This window comes from Allobosea vaviloviae, assembly GCF_001298265.1.
GTDB lineage: Bacteria > Pseudomonadota > Alphaproteobacteria > Rhizobiales > Beijerinckiaceae > Allobosea > Allobosea vaviloviae_B.
Window position 1 is genome coordinate 1 of the sequence record NZ_LGSZ01000077.1, and the last position, 15,023, is coordinate 15,023.

The following is a 15,023-nucleotide window of genomic DNA, read 5'->3' on the forward strand; positions in this document are numbered from 1 at the left end:
GCCCATGCCTGCGCCCGCCCCCGCCCCGCTGGATTTCGACGGCGCCCGCCTCGATGCCTATCTGCGCTCCGCACTGCCCGGCCGCGCGAGCGGGGCCATGACGCTGGAGCGGATCAGCGGCGGGCAGTCCAACCCGACCTTCTTCCTGTCCTATCGCGACGCCGGGACGCTGCTGGTGCTGCGCAAGAAGCCGCCGGGACCGCTGCTGCCCTCGGCGCATGCGGTCGATCGCGAATACCGAATCCTGAAGGCACTGGCGGGCTCGGCTGTTCCCGTGCCGCCAGTCGTGCTGTTCGAGGCGCAAGACGATGTCGTCGGCACGCCGTTCTACCTGATGGAGCGGCTCGATGGCCGTGTTTTCCACGACACCGCCCTGCCCGGCGTGGCGGCCGTTGACCGCGAGGCAATGTATTTCGCCATGGCGGAGACGCTGGCCGCGCTGCACCGTTTCGACTGGCAAGGCGCGGGTCTCGCCGATTTCGGCAGGCCCGGCAACTACTTCGCCCGTCAGATCGCGCGCTGGGGCCGGCAATGGCGGGAGACGAAGACGCATGAGATCGCGGCTGTCGATCGCGTTTTCGACTGGCTCGGCGCCCATCTCGACGACACGCCTGCGACCACCATCGTCCATGGCGATTTCCGGCTCGGCAATCTGATGTTTTCGCCCGATGCGCCGCGCGTGATCGCGGTGCTCGACTGGGAGTTGTCCACGCTTGGGCACCCGCTCTCGGACGCCGCCTTCTCCTGCCTGCCCTGGCATTCGACGCCGCAGATGTATGCCGGCATCGCCGGGCTCGATCGCGAGGCGCTCGGCATTCCCACGCAGGAAGAGTATCTGGAGCGCTATTGCGCGGCGGCCGGGCGCGACGACGGGCCGGGCCGCTTCCACCTCGCCTTCTCGCTGCTGCGCTTCGCGGTCATCCTCGACGGCATCGCGGCCCGGGCGAAGGCCGGCAATGCGGCAGCGCAGGACGCGGTCGCGGTCGGCGAAATGGCCGAGAGTTTCGCGCTGCGGGCAGAAGCCGTGATTGGTGCGGCCTGATCACCATCCGGGACCATGACTCACATCCTCCGTCATCCCGGACGGAGCGAAGCGGAGATCCGGGATCCATTCCGGAGCGCTTGCCGGTAAGGTTCCGGAATGGATCCCGGGTCTCCCTGCGGTCGCCCGGGATGACGGCGCGTTTGAGATGAAGCGTTCAAAGTCTAGCGAGGACACACCATGGATTTCGCCTATTCCGCCCGGGTCGAGGAGCTGCGCACGCGGCTGCAGGCGTTCATGGATGCCCATGTCCAGCCGACCGATGTGCAGTGGCGCGCGGAGGTCGAGGCCGGGCGCTATCCGATGACCCTGATCGACGGCTTGAAGGCAAAGGCCAGGGCGGAAGGCCTGTGGAACCTGTTCCTGCCGGCGCTGAAGGCGGACGAGCCGGGCACGCGGCTGTCCAATCTCGAATATGCGCCGCTCGCCGAGATCATGGGCCGGATCTACTGGTCGTCGGAGGTGTTCAACTGCAACGCGCCCGACACCGGCAACATGGAAATCCTGCACATGTTCGCGACGCCGGAGCAGCGCGAGCGCTGGCTGGTGCCGCTCATGAACGGCGAGATCCGCTCCTGCGTCGGCATCACCGAGCCCGGCGTCGCCTCCTCCGACCCGACCAATCTCCAGACCACGATCATCCGCGATGGCGACGACTACATCGTCACCGGGCGCAAATGGTGGACGACCGGCGCGCTGCACCCCAACGTCAAGTTCTGCATCGTGATGGGGCTGTCCGACCTCGCCGAGGACGCCGATCCGCACAAGCGCCATTCGATGATCATCGTGCCGATGGATGCCAAGGGCGTCACAGTGATGCGCAACCTGCCGCTGCTGAACCACCATTCGCCGGAAGGCCATACCGAGACCGATTTCGATGCCGTGCGCGTGCCCGCCGCCAACATGCTGGGCGAGGAAGGGGCGGGCTTTGCCCTGGCGCAGGCGCGGCTCGGACCCGGGCGCATCCACCACTGCATGCGCTCGATCGGGCAATGCGAGGTGGCGCTCGAACTGATGGTCGAGCGCGCCCTGGAGCGGAAGGCCTTCAACCGCAACCTCTCCGACTACGCCAATGTGCAGGACTGGATCGCCGAGGGGCGCATGGAGATCGACCAGGCGCGGCTCTTGTGCCTGCGCGCCGCCTGGATGATGGACACACACGGCAACAAGGCCGCGCGCACCGAGGTCTCGGCGATCAAGGTGGTGGCGACGCGGCTCCAGACGAAGATCGCCGACCGGGCGATGCAGGTCTTCGGGGCGGCCGGGCTCTCCAACGACACGCCGCTCGCCTTCATCTACAGCTGGGGCCGGGCGCTGCGCTTCATCGACGGCCCCGACGAGGTGCATCTGCGTGCCGTGGCGCGGGCCGAGATCAAGAAGCGGCAAGGCGCCAACCGCAGCACGATGGCCGAGCAGGGTGTAAGGGTGCCTTACGAAAAGCCGGCCGCCAGCTGACCATGCCAGCCTTGTCCGAAACCGCCGGGTCATCCCGGGCGAAGCGCAGCGAAGACCCGGGATCCATTCCGGAGCGCTGGCCGGTGAGGTTCCGGAATGGATCCCGGATCGGCGCCGCTGCGCGGCTTGTCCGGGATGACCCGGCGGTTCCGTGGCAAGATTGCAGGATCTTGGAGCCGTGATGGAAGAGCCGATGCCGCAGCCCACCGAGGATGCTCCGGTCTGGCTCTATGACGGCGTCTGCGTGCTCTGCTCCGGCAGCGTCCACTACACGCTGCGGCACGAGCAGGACGCTACCATCCGCTTCGTCGCGATCCAGTCGCGCGAGGGCCGCACGCTGGCGCAAGCGCATGGCATCGACCCCGACGATCCCGAGAGCTTCCTCTTCATCGAGGACGGCAGGGCCTTGCAGAAATCCGACGGCGTGCTGGCGCTGCTGACGCATCTCGGCGGGCCGGCGCGGCTGCTGCTGGCCGGCGCCGTGCTGCCGCGGGCGATGCGCGACTGGCTCTACGACCGCGTCGCCCGCAACCGCTATCGGCTGTTCGGACAGAAGACCGCTTGCGAGATGCCCGATCCGGCGCAACGCCACCGCTTCAGCCTGCCGGACGGTACGTGATGCGGCGCGTCCTCCTGATCGGCGGGACCGGTGTGTTCGGCCGAAGGCTGGCGCGCCACCTGGCTGCGATTCCGGGTCTGGAGCTGCTGGTCACCTCGCGCGACGCAAGCAAAGCCCGCGCTCTGGCGAGCGGGATCACTCCTGTTGCCGGGACGACGATCTCCGGTCTGGGTTTCGACCATCGCCGCGATCCGGGCGGGGAGATGGCGCGGCTGGCGCCCTGGCTGGTGATCGACGCATCCGGCCCCTTCCAGGGGGCGGGCTACGATGTGCCGCGCGCCGCGCTGTCGGCAGGCGCGCATGTCGTCGATCTCGCCGATGCGCGCGACTACATTCTCGGCTTTGGCGCCGCGCTGGACGAACTGGCGCGGGAGCGCGGCCTCGTCGCGCTGGCCGGCGCGAGCTCGACGCCGGCTCTGTCGTCAGCCGCCGTAACCGCCCTCACGGAGGGCTGGCAGCGCATCGACAGCATCGACATCGCGATCACGCCCGGCGGGCGCAGCGAGGTCGGAGGGGCGGTGATCGCCGCGATCCTGTCCTATGCCGGCCGGCCGATCCCGATCTGGCGGGAAGGCGCGCTTCAAGAGACGCATGGCTGGCTGGACAGCCGGCGCATCGGCATGCCCGGCCTCGGCAGACGCCGCGTCGCGGCGGTCGAAACCGTCGATGCGGAATGGGTCGGACCGAGCCTGAAGGTTCGCTCCCGCATCGCCTTCCGGGCCGGACTTGAATCCCCGATCGAGCAATGGGGCATCATGGCTCTGGCGTGGCTTGCCCGTCACGGCGCGATCGGCACGCTCGATGCGCTGATCCCGGCCTTGCTCTGGGCACGACGCATCACGCGCCTGCCGACCTCGGATCGCGGCGGCATGCTGGTCGAGGTCGGCGGGCTCGATGCAGAGGGCCGATTGCGGCGCGCATCTTGGTCGCTGCTGGCGGAGCGTGGCGACGGCCCGCATGTGCCGACGCTGCCGGCGGCGGCGGCGGTGCGCGCGCTGCTCGACGGCAGGCTCGCGCCCGGTGCCCGGTCCGCCGCCGGGGCGCTGACGCTGGCCGAGATCGAGGCCGAGATGGCCCCCTACGCGATCACCACACGCCGGGAGGAAAGCGTCCATGGCGCGCCCGTCTTCGTCGAGGCGCTTGGCGATGCGGCCTTCGTGGCGCTGCCGGCTCCTGTCGCAGCGCTGCATGATGCAGCCGGCCCGCCGGTCTGGCATGGCCGGGCCTGCGTCGAGGCCGGCACGCATCCCCTCGCCCGATCGCTGCGACGGCTGATCGGCCTGCCGGAGGCGGCGCGCGACCTGCCGGTCAGCATCACCATCGAGCGTGTCATCGGCGACGACGGCGAGGCGGAACTCTGGACCCGCAATTTCGGCGGGTCACGCTTCACCTCGCGTCTGTCTGCGGACGGGTGCGGTGGGATCGAGGAGGCGTTCGGCCCCCTCCACTTCCGGCTCGGGATTGCGGCGAGCGCGGACGGCATCGCCTTCCCCGTCACAAGCGCCCGCTGTCTCGGCATCCCCCTCCCGCGCATGCTGCTGCCCCGCTCGGAGGCGCGCGAGTTCGTCGACGAGGAGGGCCGCTTCCGCTTCGACATCAAGCTGACGCTGCCATTCGTCGGGCTGCTGACGCATTATCGCGGCTGGCTGGTACCGGCCGCGCCCGACGCGTAGTCACTCGGCCGGCGCGGGATGAGCCGGGGCCGCAGGCTTGCTCTTCGAAAAGAGCCGCTCCAGCCCCAGGCTGAGCTTTTCCATGTAGAGGAACAGCACGGGCGTAATGAACAGGGTCAGCCCCGCCGCAATGTGATGGCGGAATTTCGTCTGCGTTGTCGAGGCGATCTGTCAAGAGCGAGCGCGACCGGCTCGCGGCTCGCCGATCAGGGCCTGAACGGCGCCACGGAGTAGGAGGCCTTGCTCATCACGCCGTCCCCGACCCAGCCGGGGGGCGTCTGCCGCCGACCGAGGCCGTAATCGAGACCGGCACGAACCCACAGGATGCTGCTTTCGTGAGCGTCGTCGGAGAATTTTTCGGGGGCGTGGTGAGATATCCTCACCGGGTAAAACGTTTTGATGCAGGCCGGCATCGTCCTAAACTGCCCATCCGGCCCTATCGGGCACCATTCCTGCCTGTTGCCATCGGGCGCCCAGGCGACGCCGCTCCGAAAGCAGGACAGGGCACGGTGGACGGGCGCGATCATGACGCGGCCGTCCTTGGCGACCATTCCGAACCGGTCGCCATCGGCGAAAATCTTCGCGCCGTCGCCGCAGGCGAGCGCGCTCTCGCGCACAGCGCTGTCGAGCGCCGCCCTCATCTCCGGCAAGCGATTGCCGGTCGCATCGACAAACCCTTGGGTGTCGCCGACGCCGATTGAGAAGACCGGCTTCCCATGAATGCCGGACGCGCCCGGATGATAGCCAAGAGGCTGATTCTGCAGCGGCAGCGTGAATTGCCCCTCGGTATCGACGATACCCCAGTCACCGCCCTGCCCCCATCGCGCGGTCCCGACGACAGCGTGGCCGGATCGAAAAACGCGTGCCGACTTGTAGTATTGCACAGGACTGAACAGCGGCTCTCCGTCAGTCCTCAGATATGTGTAGTTCTCGTCGTCCTTTCCATCACCCTTGTAGGCAATGTAGATCGGCGCACGGCAGTCCAGGACACGAGCTGCCGAGATCGCATTCTCCGAAACGATCCCGAACTGCACGTAGTCGACATCGCGATCGACGCTCGGGCGGCCGTCGTCTTTCGTCGGCAGGTACTTTTCACCCTTCTGCCAGATCTTGAGTCCCTGCGGACACGAACCGACGAGGATGCCGTTCGGATCAGCAGCCACGCGGGCGAGCCGGCCGTCGGCCTGGACCTCGTACCAGTCGTCGCCCTGCCGGACGCGTGCGGGCCTGCCACCTTCCGGCCGTTCGACCTTGTCGTAGATGGGCTCGGCGACAACCGTTCCATCCTTGCGGATCAGCCCCATTTTACGGGAAACGCCGGTCCCGGGGCCTCCAACGAGCCCAAAGCCATCGCGAAAATAGCCGAGCCAATCGTATCGAGGCGGGACGACGACAGCTCCTGCTTCGTCGACGGCTCCCCATTTGCCGCTGGCGTCCGCCACGATCGCTCGTCCGTCGCTCAGCGACTGTACATGCCTGAAACGCGGCGAGACGACCCATTCGCCACGATCATTCAGTAGGCCTAGCAGGCGATCGCCCTCCATGGTCGCAGCCCAGATCAGGCCGGACGCGCTACCATCCCCGACACGCCCGAAGCGCTGGAACCTGAGCCCCTTGGGCGTCAGCCAGCCCGTGCGATGGTGGTAGAGCCGCAAGGAGGCGGTGGGCGAATAGAACGGATCGCTGCGGTTGATGGGCCCGTCCGCCTGCCCTTCTTCGACGAGAGCGACCTCGTCGGTGAACGGCACCGTCCAGCGGAACTGCGGGGCGATCACGAACGCGCCGGACCTGTCGATGATGCCGGCCTTCCCATCGACGGTCGCACTGGCGCGACGCCCCTCGAAGGGCCTGACTGCCTGAAACCGTGGCTTGATGACAAGTTCACCGGTCTCGTTGATGAAGCCCCACAGGCCCTCGACCCTCACCGCCGCGAGGCCATCGGAGAACCGTTCTGCCTTCTCGAAATCGCCTGCGATGACCGTGGTGCCACGGCTGTCGACATAACCGCATCTGTCCAGGACGCCGCTGCAGCGCGGTTTGGGCGTCTCCGCAGCGGCAGCCGAGCAGGACAGCGCGATCAGTGCGAGCGTCCATGCGCGGATGCGGTCAGATCGCATGTCACATCCCCCGGTTCATCGACGACACCGGTATGTCTCGCACGCAAGGCCATTTTTGGGCAGAACTCTGCTCCACTTCGGCGCAAGGCCGACACGCCCGGCCGCCGATCGAACCATGAGACCCGCCGCGCTCACTCCGCCGGCGCAGGATGAGCCGGCGCCGCAGGCTCTCTCCTCGAAAAGAGCCGCTCCAGCCCCAGGCTGAGCTTTTCCATGTAGAGGAACAGCACGGGCGTGATGAACAGGGTCAGCACCTGGCTGATCATCAGGCCGCCCACGACGGCGATGCCGAGCGGCTGGCGCAGTTCCGCACTGGCGCCGGCGCCGAGCGCGATCGGCAAGGTGCCCATCAATGCCGCAAGCGTCGTCATCAGGATCGGGCGGAAGCGCATCACGCAGGCCTGATGGATCGCCTCTTCCGCCGACTTGCCCTCGCGCTTGAGGACGAGGGCCACGTCGATCATCATGATCGCGTTCTTCTTGACGATGCCGATCAGCATCAGGAGGCCGATGATCGCGATCACGGAGAGATCGAGATTGAAGAGCCTGAGCGCGCCCAGCGCCCCGATCGCGGCCGATGGCAGGCCGGTCAGGATCGTCAATGGGTGGATGAAGCTCTCATAGAGGATGCCGAGCACGATGTAGATCGTCAGGATCGCGCCCATGATCAGGAGGCCCTGGTTGGCGAGCGAATCCTGGAAGGTCTTGGCGGTGCCGGCGAAGGTGGTCGAGAGCGAGGTCGGCAGGCCGATCAGCGCCTTGATGGCGTTGATGCGCTCGACGCTGGCGCCGAGCGCGACGCCGGCCGGCAGGTTGTAGGAGATCGTCACGGCCGGAAGCTGGCCGAGCTGGTTGACGGTGAGCTGGCCTGCGGTGCGCTCGACGCGGGCGAACGCGCCGATGGGGATCAGCGTGCCGTCGCGGCCCCTGGCGCGGATCGCATCGAGCCGTTCCGGCCCCCAGCCACCCTTGGGATCGAACTCGACGACGACGTTGTAGTTGTCGCCGGTGGCATAGATCGTCGAGACCTGCCGCACCCCGAACCCGGAATAGAGCGTCGAGCGCAGGATGTCGGCACCGATGCCGAGCGAATTGGCCTTGTCGCGGTCGACCACCAGCGTCGCTTCCAGCGCATTGTTCTGCAGGTCGGAGGTGACGTCGGCGAAGGTGGCGCGGTCCTGGGCCATGGCCTCGGTGAGGCGCACCGCCCATTCGTTCATCTGCGCCTGGTCGAGGCCCTGGACCACGAGCTGGTACTGGCTCTTGGAGGCGCGCGCGCCGATGTCCAGGTTCTGCACCGGCGTCATATAGGCGGTGATGCCGGGGATCTGGGCGAGGTCGCGCCGCAGCGAGGCCAGCACCGGCTGGATGGCCGGACGTTCCTCGCGCGGCTTCAGCTCGACGAAGAGCCTGCCGGCATTGAGCCCGCTCGCACCGCCGCCGCTGCTGCCGACGGAGGAGGCGACATGGGCGACGAAGGGCGACTTGCGGAAGACCTCGGCGACCTGGTTCTGGAGCTGCCGCATCGCCTCGAAGGAGATGTCCTGCCGCGCCTCGGTCGAGACCTGGAGCTGGCCGATATCCTCCTGCGGGAAGAAGCCCTTGGGAGCGGTCTGCAGCAGCCAGACGCTCAGCGCCAGCGTCCCGAAGAAGGTCAGCAGCATCAGCGGCTTGAAGCGCAGGCAGACGACCAGACCCCGGTCGTAGCCGCGCAGGATCGCCTCAAACCCGCGTTCGAGGATGCGGCCGAAGGCGTTCTCCTCATGGTGCTCCGAATAACCGCTGAGCAGGCGGGAGCACAGCATCGGCGTCAGCGTCAGCGAGACGAAGGCCGAGGCCAGGATCGAGACCGTCACCACCACGGCGAACTCGTTGAAGATGCGGCCGATGACGCCGCCCATCAGCAGCACGGGAATGAAGACCGCGACCAGCGAGAGCGAGATGGAGATGATGGTGAAGCCGATCTCGGCGGAGCCCTTCAGGGCCGCGTCGAAGGCCGACAGCCCGTCCTCCTCCATGTGCCGGACGATGTTCTCCAGCATGACGATGGCGTCGTCGACGACGAGGCCGACCGAGAGCGTCAGGCCGAGCAGCGAGATGTTGTCGATCGCGAAGCCGAAGGCATACATCGCAGCCAAGGTCGCCACGATCGAGATCGGCACCGCGACCGCCGGGATCAGGGTCGCGGCGATCCGGCGCAGGAAGACGAAGATCACCATGACGACGAGCGCGACCGTCAGCAGCAGCGTGAACTGGACGTCGTCCACGGCCTGGCGGATCGAGCTCGAGCGGTCGTTCAGCAGGGCCAGCGAGGCCGCCGCCGGCAATTGCTCGGAGAAGGCCGGCAGCATCGCCTTGACGCGGTCGACGACCTGCACCGTGTTGGCGTCGGGCTGACGCTGGACGGCCAGCACCACCGAGGGCGTGCCGTCGAAGGTGCTGCCGGTCTGCAGGTTCTCGACGGAATCGATGACCCTGGCGACATCGCCGAGCCGGACCGGCTTGCCCTCGCGGGTGGCGATGATGACCTTGGCGAACGGCGCCGCATTCGCGAGCTGCGTCTTTGCCTGAATCGTGAGCTGCTGGTTGGTGTTCTGGAGCGTGCCGACCGGCGTGTTGGCATTGGTCGCGGTGATCGCGGCCTGCAGTTCATCGACGCCGATGCCGCGCGCGGCGAGCGCGGTCGGATCGATCTGGATGCGGACGGCATATTTCTGGCTGCCGAAGATCAGCACCTGGGCGACGCCGTCGACCGTCGAGAGCGATGGCGAGATCACCTGCTGGGCGAAGGCGTCGAGCTGCGAGAGCGGCACGACGTCGCTCTTGAGCGCCATCAGGATGATCGGCGCATCGGCCGGGTTGACCTTCCGGTAGCTCGGCTGCGTCGTCATCTCCAGCGGGAGCTGGCGCTGGGCGCGGGCGATGGCGGCCTGCACGTCGGCTGCGGCTGCGTCGATGTTGCGGGTCAGCACGAACTGGATCGCGATCGAGGTCGTGCCCTGTGCGTTGGTGGTCGCGATCGAGTCGATGCCGGCGATGGTGGCGAACTGCTTGACCAGCGGCGTCGCGACCGAGGTCGCCATCGTGTCGGGCGAGGCGCCGGGCAATTGGGCGGAGACGTTGACGACCGGGAATTCGGCGCGCGGCAGGGCCGCCACCGGCAGGAAGCGGTAGGCAAACGAGCCGGCCAGCACGAGCGAGACCGACATCAGGATCGTCGCCACCGGATGGCGGATGCAGAAGCCGGAGATGTTCACGAGCGCTCTCCCCCGGCGACCGGCACGCTCTGCGGAGCGGGCGGCGCCTTGGCGCCGGCGCTCTTGTCGCGGATATGCGTGCCCTGCTTCAGCCGCATCTGGCCGTCCGTGACGACGCGCTCGCCAGGCGAGACACCGCTTGTGATGGCACTGTGCCCGCCATCGCTCAGCGCGACTTCGACCTGGCGCAGCTCAACCGTCTCGTCAGGCTTCACGACATAGACGTAAGGCCCCTTCTGGCCGGTCTGGACGGCAACGGTGGGGATGACCGTCGTTGATGTCAGCGTGTCGGCGGCGATCTCGACATCGACATACTGGCCCGGCCAGAGCGCGAGATCCGTGTTCGGGAAGGCTGCCTTCGCCGCGATCGTGCCCGAGGCCCTGTCGACGACGGAGTCGACGAAGTTGAGCGTGCCCATCGCCGGCGCACCGCCCGCCCCCGTCACCATGGCGGAGACCGGCACGGCCGTGCTCGCATTCAGGGCACGCCGCAGCACCGGAAGGTCGCTCTCCGGCATCGAGAAGGCGACCCGCAGCGGCTGCATCTGGGTGATGGTCAGCAGGCCCGTGCCGGTGCTGTTGGCGCCGACGAGATTTCCCGGCGTCACCTGAACCGCGCCGACGCGACCGTCGATCGGCGCGGTGATGCGGGTGTAGCCGAGCTTGACCTTGTCGGCCTCGAGCGAGGCCTTGTCCGAGAGGATCGTGGCCGCCGTGGAGCGCTCGTCGGCTGTCGCCTGATCGACGGATTGCTGCGTGCCCGCGTTCCTGGCGAGCAGCTGCTGATAGCGTGCGAGGTCGTTCTCGGCGCGCTTATGCGTGGCTTCGTCGCGGGCGATCGCGGCTTCGTCCTTGTCGATCTGGGCCTTGATGTCGCGGTCGTCGAGGGTGAAGAGCAGGTCGCCTTTCCCAACGAACTGGCCGTCCGAGACGTGCTGGGCCATGATCTGGCTGTCGAGCCGGGACTTCACCACAACGCTGGCGGGTGTCTCGACGAAACCGATCGCGCGCTTGCGCACCGGGACATCCTCACGGGTCGCGAGAGCCGTCATCACCGAGACCGGCGCCCCGTCTCCAGCCCGGCCGGCACGGGCCGAGCGCGCGGGATCGGCGGGTTCGACCCTGCCGCGAGACGCATTGAACCAGATCCCGCTGGCAAGCACGGCTGCCGTCAGAACGGCGATGGTCAGGACGCTTTTGCGCTTCATCGATACGAGGCTCCGGCAATCAAACGGCAGTGTCGGCAAAGGGAGGCGCCGGCTGTGTCGCGCCGTCCTGCCTGTGCGCACGAATGCGATCGCGTACGGTAGCCAGCGTCTCGAGCGCGGTGCGGATCGCCTCCTCCTCGACATCGCCCAGAAGATCCGTCGCGATCTCGCTGCGCAGGCCGTCGAGACCATCGACCAGCGCCCGCCCCTCCGGCGTCAGATGCAGGAGATGGGCGCGGCGGTCGCGCGGATCGGGCCGGCGCTCGACGAGCTTCTGGTCCTCGAGGCGATCGATCAGCCGCGCGACGGAGATCGGCTGCATGTCGAGCTGCTCGGCCAGGGAGACCTGATTGAGGCCCTCCTGGCGGCGCAGACGGCCGAGCACGCCCCATTGCGCCCGTGTCGTGCCGTGCTCACGCGCCCGCTGATCGACATGGGTGCGCAGCAGCCGCGCCGTCTCGACGAGTTGAAATGTCAGTTCGCGCCGTAGCGGGCGTCGCATGGATCGGCTCCTCTGCGGCGAAAGCATGCATATGATAAGCATGCTTACCATATCCGGCATTGTGGCAAATCTGGGCCGGTCTCGCAGCTGCACAATCGTGCGATGATGCGCAGGGGTGTTGGCCCTTGCGGCGCGCGTCGCCTATATCGGTCCCAGCATCAGGAGACAGACGATGAGCCAGCTTTTCAGCCCCTTCCAGATCGGCAGCCTCACGCTCGCCAACCGCATCGTCATCGCGCCGATGTGCCAGTATTCGGCTGAGAACGGCAATGTCAGCGACTGGCACACGATCCATCTCGGCAATCTGGCGCTGTCTGGTGCCGGCCTCCTGATCATCGAGGCGACCGCAGTCGAGCCGGCCGGGCGGATCAGCCCGCAGGATGTCGGCCTCTGGTGCGACGAGAACGAGGCGGCGCTCGCCGGCGTTCTCAAATCGGTGCGGAAGTGGTCGGACATGCCGATCGGCGTCCAGCTCGCCCATGCCGGGCGCAAGGCCTCGGTCGATCAGCCCTGGAAGGGCGGCGGGCAGCTCGGCCTCGACCAAGGCGGCTGGGAGGTGGTCGGCCCCTCCAGCGCCGGCTTCGAGAGCTATCCGCGCCCGCCGCAGGAGCTGTCGACGGACGACCTGGCGCGGCTGGTCGAGGCCTTCGCCGCCGCCGCCCGGCGCAGTGTCCGGCTCGGGTTCGACATGATCGAGCTGCACGGCGCCCATGGCTATCTGCTGCACCAGTTCCTGTCGCCGCTCTCGAACCGCCGCACGGATGCCTATGGCGGCTCGCTCGAGAACCGGATGCGGTTCCCGCTCGCGGTGTTCGAGGCGGTGAAGGCCGTCGTCCCGGCTGGCTATCCGGTCGGCATGCGCGTCTCGGGCACGGACTGGGTCGCGGGCGGCTGGGACATCGAGCAGACGATCGCCTTCGCGGGGGAACTCAAGGCGCGCGGCGCGGACTTCATCCATGTCTCCAGCGGCGGCAATTCGACTGCGCAGCAGATCCCGCTCGGCCCCAACTACCAGGTGCCGTTCGCACGCGCGGTCAAGCAGGCGACCGGCCTGCCGACCATCGCGGTCGGGCTGATCACCGAGGCCGACCAGGCCGAGGCGATCATCGGCACGGGCGATGCCGATCTGGTGGGGATCGCGCGCGGCATCCTGTTCGATCCGCGCTGGCCCTGGCATGCGGCGGCGCAGCTCGGCGCCCGCGTCAAGGCCGCACCGCAGTTCCTGCGCTCGCAGCCGCGGCAGTACAAGGAGCTGTTCAGCTGAACGGCCGGCTCAGCCGTAACGGTAGGAGCTGACGACAATGCGCTTCCAGCCGAAGGACGACATGCAGGCGGCATAGGTCTGGTGGTAGGCGGGCTCGCCTCCCCCGGCCCAGATGTCGGCGGCGGCGGCGCGCTTGGCCGCCGCGGCGCGGCCAAGGCAGGTTGCGGCGGCCTCGCTTGACGAGACGGAGGGCTGTCCCGCCAATGGCTGGAAGCCATAGGTCGGGATCGTACCCTGACAGGCGCACAGGATCAGAAGACCGGCGCATGCCAACGCCCTGACCGCCATCACATCCGCTCTCCACGCAGCCCAAGACGCACGACGCTAACCGTCCCCGTGGCGGCTCGCAATCGAGACCCGAGGATATGCCATGACCGCCTATTCCGACCTCTCCACGCATTTCGGCCGCGCTTCGGCGCTCGGCAACGCGGTGGGCATCCTGCAATGGGACAGCGACGTGATGATGCCCAAGGGCGCCGCTGGCACGCGGGCCGAGAGCATGGCGCTGCTGCGGGTGATGCATCACGGCATGATCACCGACGCACGCATCGGCGACTGGCTGGCGGATGCCGACGCCGACCATGATCTCGGCCCCTGGGAGCGCGCCAATCTGCGCGAGATCAGGCGGCTCTGGACGGTCGAGACCGCCCTGCCCTCCGATCTCGTCGAAGCCTCCTCCAAGGCGATCTCGGCCTGCGAGATGAAATGGCGGCAGGCGCGGGCGGAGGCCGATTTCGCCGGGCTTTTACCTTATCTGGCGGAGGTGCTGTCGATCCAGCGCGAGATCGGCGCGGCCAAGGGCGAGAGGCTCGGCCTGAGCGCTTACGACGCGCTGCTCAACGACTACGAGCCCGGCGGGCGCTCGGCCAAGATCGACCTGCTGTTCGACGACCTCGCGGACTTCCTGCCGGGCTTCACGCACGAGGTTCTGGCGGTGCAGGGCAAGCGCCCGCAGGTGGCCGACCCGCAAGGCCCCTTCGCGATCGAGAAGCAGCGGGCGCTCGGCCTGCGGATGATGGCGGCTCTGGGTTATGATTTCGAGCGCGGGCGGCTCGATGTTTCGACCCATCCGTTCTGCGGCGGGGCCGACAACGATGTGCGCATCACCACGCGCTATGACGAGGGCGACTTCGCCAAGGCGCTGATGGGCGTGCTGCACGAGACCGGGCACGCGCTCTACGAGCAGGGCCGCCCGCAAGGCTTCCTGAACCAGCCGGTGGGCACAGCGCGCGGCATGAGCCTGCATGAAAGCCAGTCGCTGCTGGTCGAGATGCAGGCCTGCCGCTCACAAGAGTTCATCGCCTTCGCCGCGCCGCTGATGCGCGAGACCTTCGGCGGCTCGGGACCGGCCTGGGAGACCGATGCGCTGTGGCGGCGCTACACCAGGGTCGAGCCCGGCTTCATCCGCGTCGATGCCGACGAGGTGACCTATCCGGCCCATGTCATCCTGCGCTACCGGCTGGAGAAGGCGCTGATCGCGGACGCCATGCCGCTGTCGGAACTGCCCGCCGCCTGGAACGCCGGGATGAAGGATCTGCTCGGCGTCACCGTGCCCGACGACAAGCTCGGCTGCCTGCAGGACGTGCATTGGCCGAGCGGCGGCTGGGGCTATTTCCCGACCTATACTCTGGGCGCCATGACCGCAGCCCAGATCTTCGAGGCCGCCTGCACGGCGGCGCCCGACATCCTGCCGGCGATCGGCCGCGGCGACTTCTCCGGGCTGCTGTCCTGGCTGCGCAGCAACATCCACAGCCAGGGCTCGCTGCTGGAGACCGACGACCTGCTGACGCAGGCGACCGGTCGGCCGCTGGATGCGGGGGCGTTCAAGGCGCATCTGCGGAAGAGGTATGGGGGTGAGGGTTGAGGGCAGCGGGTAAGCTCCCGAC

Annotated in this window: 11 protein-coding genes; 6 read left to right on the forward strand and 5 right to left on the reverse strand. The window is 67.9% G+C overall.

Annotation, left to right across the window (positions count from 1 at the left end; genetic code table 11):
* The first annotated feature begins 4 nt into the window (after window positions 1-4).
* The 4 genes from AE618_RS23710 to AE618_RS23725 all read left to right on the forward strand — a co-directional run bounded on the left by AE618_RS23710 (window position 5) and on the right by AE618_RS23725 (window position 4,789).
* Window positions 5-1,042, forward strand: coding sequence for a phosphotransferase family protein (locus AE618_RS23710; protein ID WP_054211547.1), 1,038 nt, complete (start codon window positions 5-7; stop codon window positions 1,040-1,042).
* A 180-nt stretch (window positions 1,043-1,222) separates the two neighbouring features.
* Window positions 1,223-2,497, forward strand: coding sequence for an acyl-CoA dehydrogenase family protein (locus AE618_RS23715; RefSeq protein ID WP_054211548.1), 1,275 nt, complete (start codon window positions 1,223-1,225; stop codon window positions 2,495-2,497).
* 193 nt (window positions 2,498-2,690) lie between these two features.
* Window positions 2,691-3,116, forward strand: a complete 426-nt coding sequence (locus AE618_RS23720; protein ID WP_156330462.1) for a thiol-disulfide oxidoreductase DCC family protein — start codon at window positions 2,691-2,693, stop codon at window positions 3,114-3,116.
* Window positions 3,116-4,789 (forward strand): SDR family oxidoreductase, encoded by a 1,674-nt coding sequence (locus AE618_RS23725; protein ID WP_054211550.1) that lies wholly within the window; start codon window positions 3,116-3,118, stop codon window positions 4,787-4,789. Before AE618_RS23720 ends, AE618_RS23725 begins: the two co-directional genes overlap by 1 nt.
* Before the next feature lie 206 nt (window positions 4,790-4,995).
* Here AE618_RS23725 and AE618_RS23730 read toward each other — a convergent pair whose 3' ends face one another.
* From AE618_RS23730 to AE618_RS23745, 4 genes are all read right to left on the reverse strand, one after another.
* Window positions 4,996-6,906 (reverse strand): WG repeat-containing protein, encoded by a 1,911-nt coding sequence (locus tag AE618_RS23730; RefSeq protein WP_054211551.1) that lies wholly within the window; start codon window positions 6,904-6,906, stop codon window positions 4,996-4,998.
* Between the two features lie 131 nt (window positions 6,907-7,037).
* Entirely contained in the window at window positions 7,038-10,115 is a 3,078-nt protein-coding gene (locus AE618_RS23735; RefSeq protein ID WP_054211594.1) for an efflux RND transporter permease subunit, read from the reverse strand.
* A 44-nt stretch (window positions 10,116-10,159) separates the two neighbouring features.
* On the reverse strand, window positions 10,160-11,371 hold the full coding sequence (locus AE618_RS23740; protein WP_054211552.1) for an efflux RND transporter periplasmic adaptor subunit: 1,212 nt from the start codon (window positions 11,369-11,371) through the stop codon (window positions 10,160-10,162).
* Between the two features lie 19 nt (window positions 11,372-11,390).
* Window positions 11,391-11,873 carry a MarR family winged helix-turn-helix transcriptional regulator gene (locus tag AE618_RS23745; RefSeq protein WP_054211553.1) on the reverse strand — a complete coding sequence of 161 codons (483 nt, stop codon included), beginning with the start codon at window positions 11,871-11,873 and terminating at the stop codon, window positions 11,391-11,393.
* A gap of 172 nt (window positions 11,874-12,045) precedes the next feature.
* Between AE618_RS23745 and AE618_RS23750 the strand changes: the two genes are divergently transcribed.
* Window positions 12,046-13,137 (forward strand): NADH:flavin oxidoreductase/NADH oxidase, encoded by a 1,092-nt coding sequence (locus AE618_RS23750; protein ID WP_054211595.1) that lies wholly within the window; start codon window positions 12,046-12,048, stop codon window positions 13,135-13,137.
* Window positions 13,138-13,146: 9 nt separating this feature from the next.
* Here the strand turns inward: AE618_RS23750 and AE618_RS23755 are convergent, their stop codons facing one another.
* Window positions 13,147-13,425: a hypothetical protein gene (locus tag AE618_RS23755; RefSeq protein WP_054211554.1), complete on the reverse strand. Its 279-nt coding sequence runs from the start codon at window positions 13,423-13,425 to the stop codon at window positions 13,147-13,149.
* Between the two features lie 82 nt (window positions 13,426-13,507).
* Between AE618_RS23755 and AE618_RS23760 the strand changes: the two genes are divergently transcribed.
* Entirely contained in the window at window positions 13,508-15,001 is a 1,494-nt protein-coding gene (locus AE618_RS23760; protein ID WP_054211555.1) for a carboxypeptidase M32, read from the forward strand.
* Window positions 15,002-15,023 lie beyond the last annotated feature (22 nt).

What these genes read in the sequence shown, in the direction of transcription:
- AE618_RS23735 (WP_054211594.1), bottom strand. Translation starts at nt 10,115, where the DNA reads ATGTCGGTCTCGCTCGTGCTGGCCGGCTCGTTTGCCTACCGCTTCCTG.
- AE618_RS23710 (WP_054211547.1), top strand. Translation starts at nt 5, where the DNA reads ATGCCTGCGCCCGCCCCCGCCCCGCTGGATTTCGACGGCGCCCGCCTC.
- AE618_RS23715 (WP_054211548.1), top strand. Translation starts at nt 1,223, where the DNA reads ATGGATTTCGCCTATTCCGCCCGGGTCGAGGAGCTGCGCACGCGGCTG.
- AE618_RS23750 (WP_054211595.1), top strand. Translation starts at nt 12,046, where the DNA reads ATGAGCCAGCTTTTCAGCCCCTTCCAGATCGGCAGCCTCACGCTCGCC.
- AE618_RS23745 (WP_054211553.1), bottom strand. Translation starts at nt 11,873, where the DNA reads ATGCGACGCCCGCTACGGCGCGAACTGACATTTCAACTCGTCGAGACG.
- AE618_RS23730 (WP_054211551.1), bottom strand. Translation starts at nt 6,906, where the DNA reads ATGCGATCTGACCGCATCCGCGCATGGACGCTCGCACTGATCGCGCTG.
- AE618_RS23725 (WP_054211550.1), top strand. Translation starts at nt 3,116, where the DNA reads ATGCGGCGCGTCCTCCTGATCGGCGGGACCGGTGTGTTCGGCCGAAGG.
- AE618_RS23760 (WP_054211555.1), top strand. Translation starts at nt 13,508, where the DNA reads ATGACCGCCTATTCCGACCTCTCCACGCATTTCGGCCGCGCTTCGGCG.
- AE618_RS23740 (WP_054211552.1), bottom strand. Translation starts at nt 11,371, where the DNA reads ATGAAGCGCAAAAGCGTCCTGACCATCGCCGTTCTGACGGCAGCCGTG.
- AE618_RS23720 (WP_156330462.1), top strand. Translation starts at nt 2,691, where the DNA reads ATGCCGCAGCCCACCGAGGATGCTCCGGTCTGGCTCTATGACGGCGTC.
- AE618_RS23755 (WP_054211554.1), bottom strand. Translation starts at nt 13,425, where the DNA reads ATGGCGGTCAGGGCGTTGGCATGCGCCGGTCTTCTGATCCTGTGCGCC.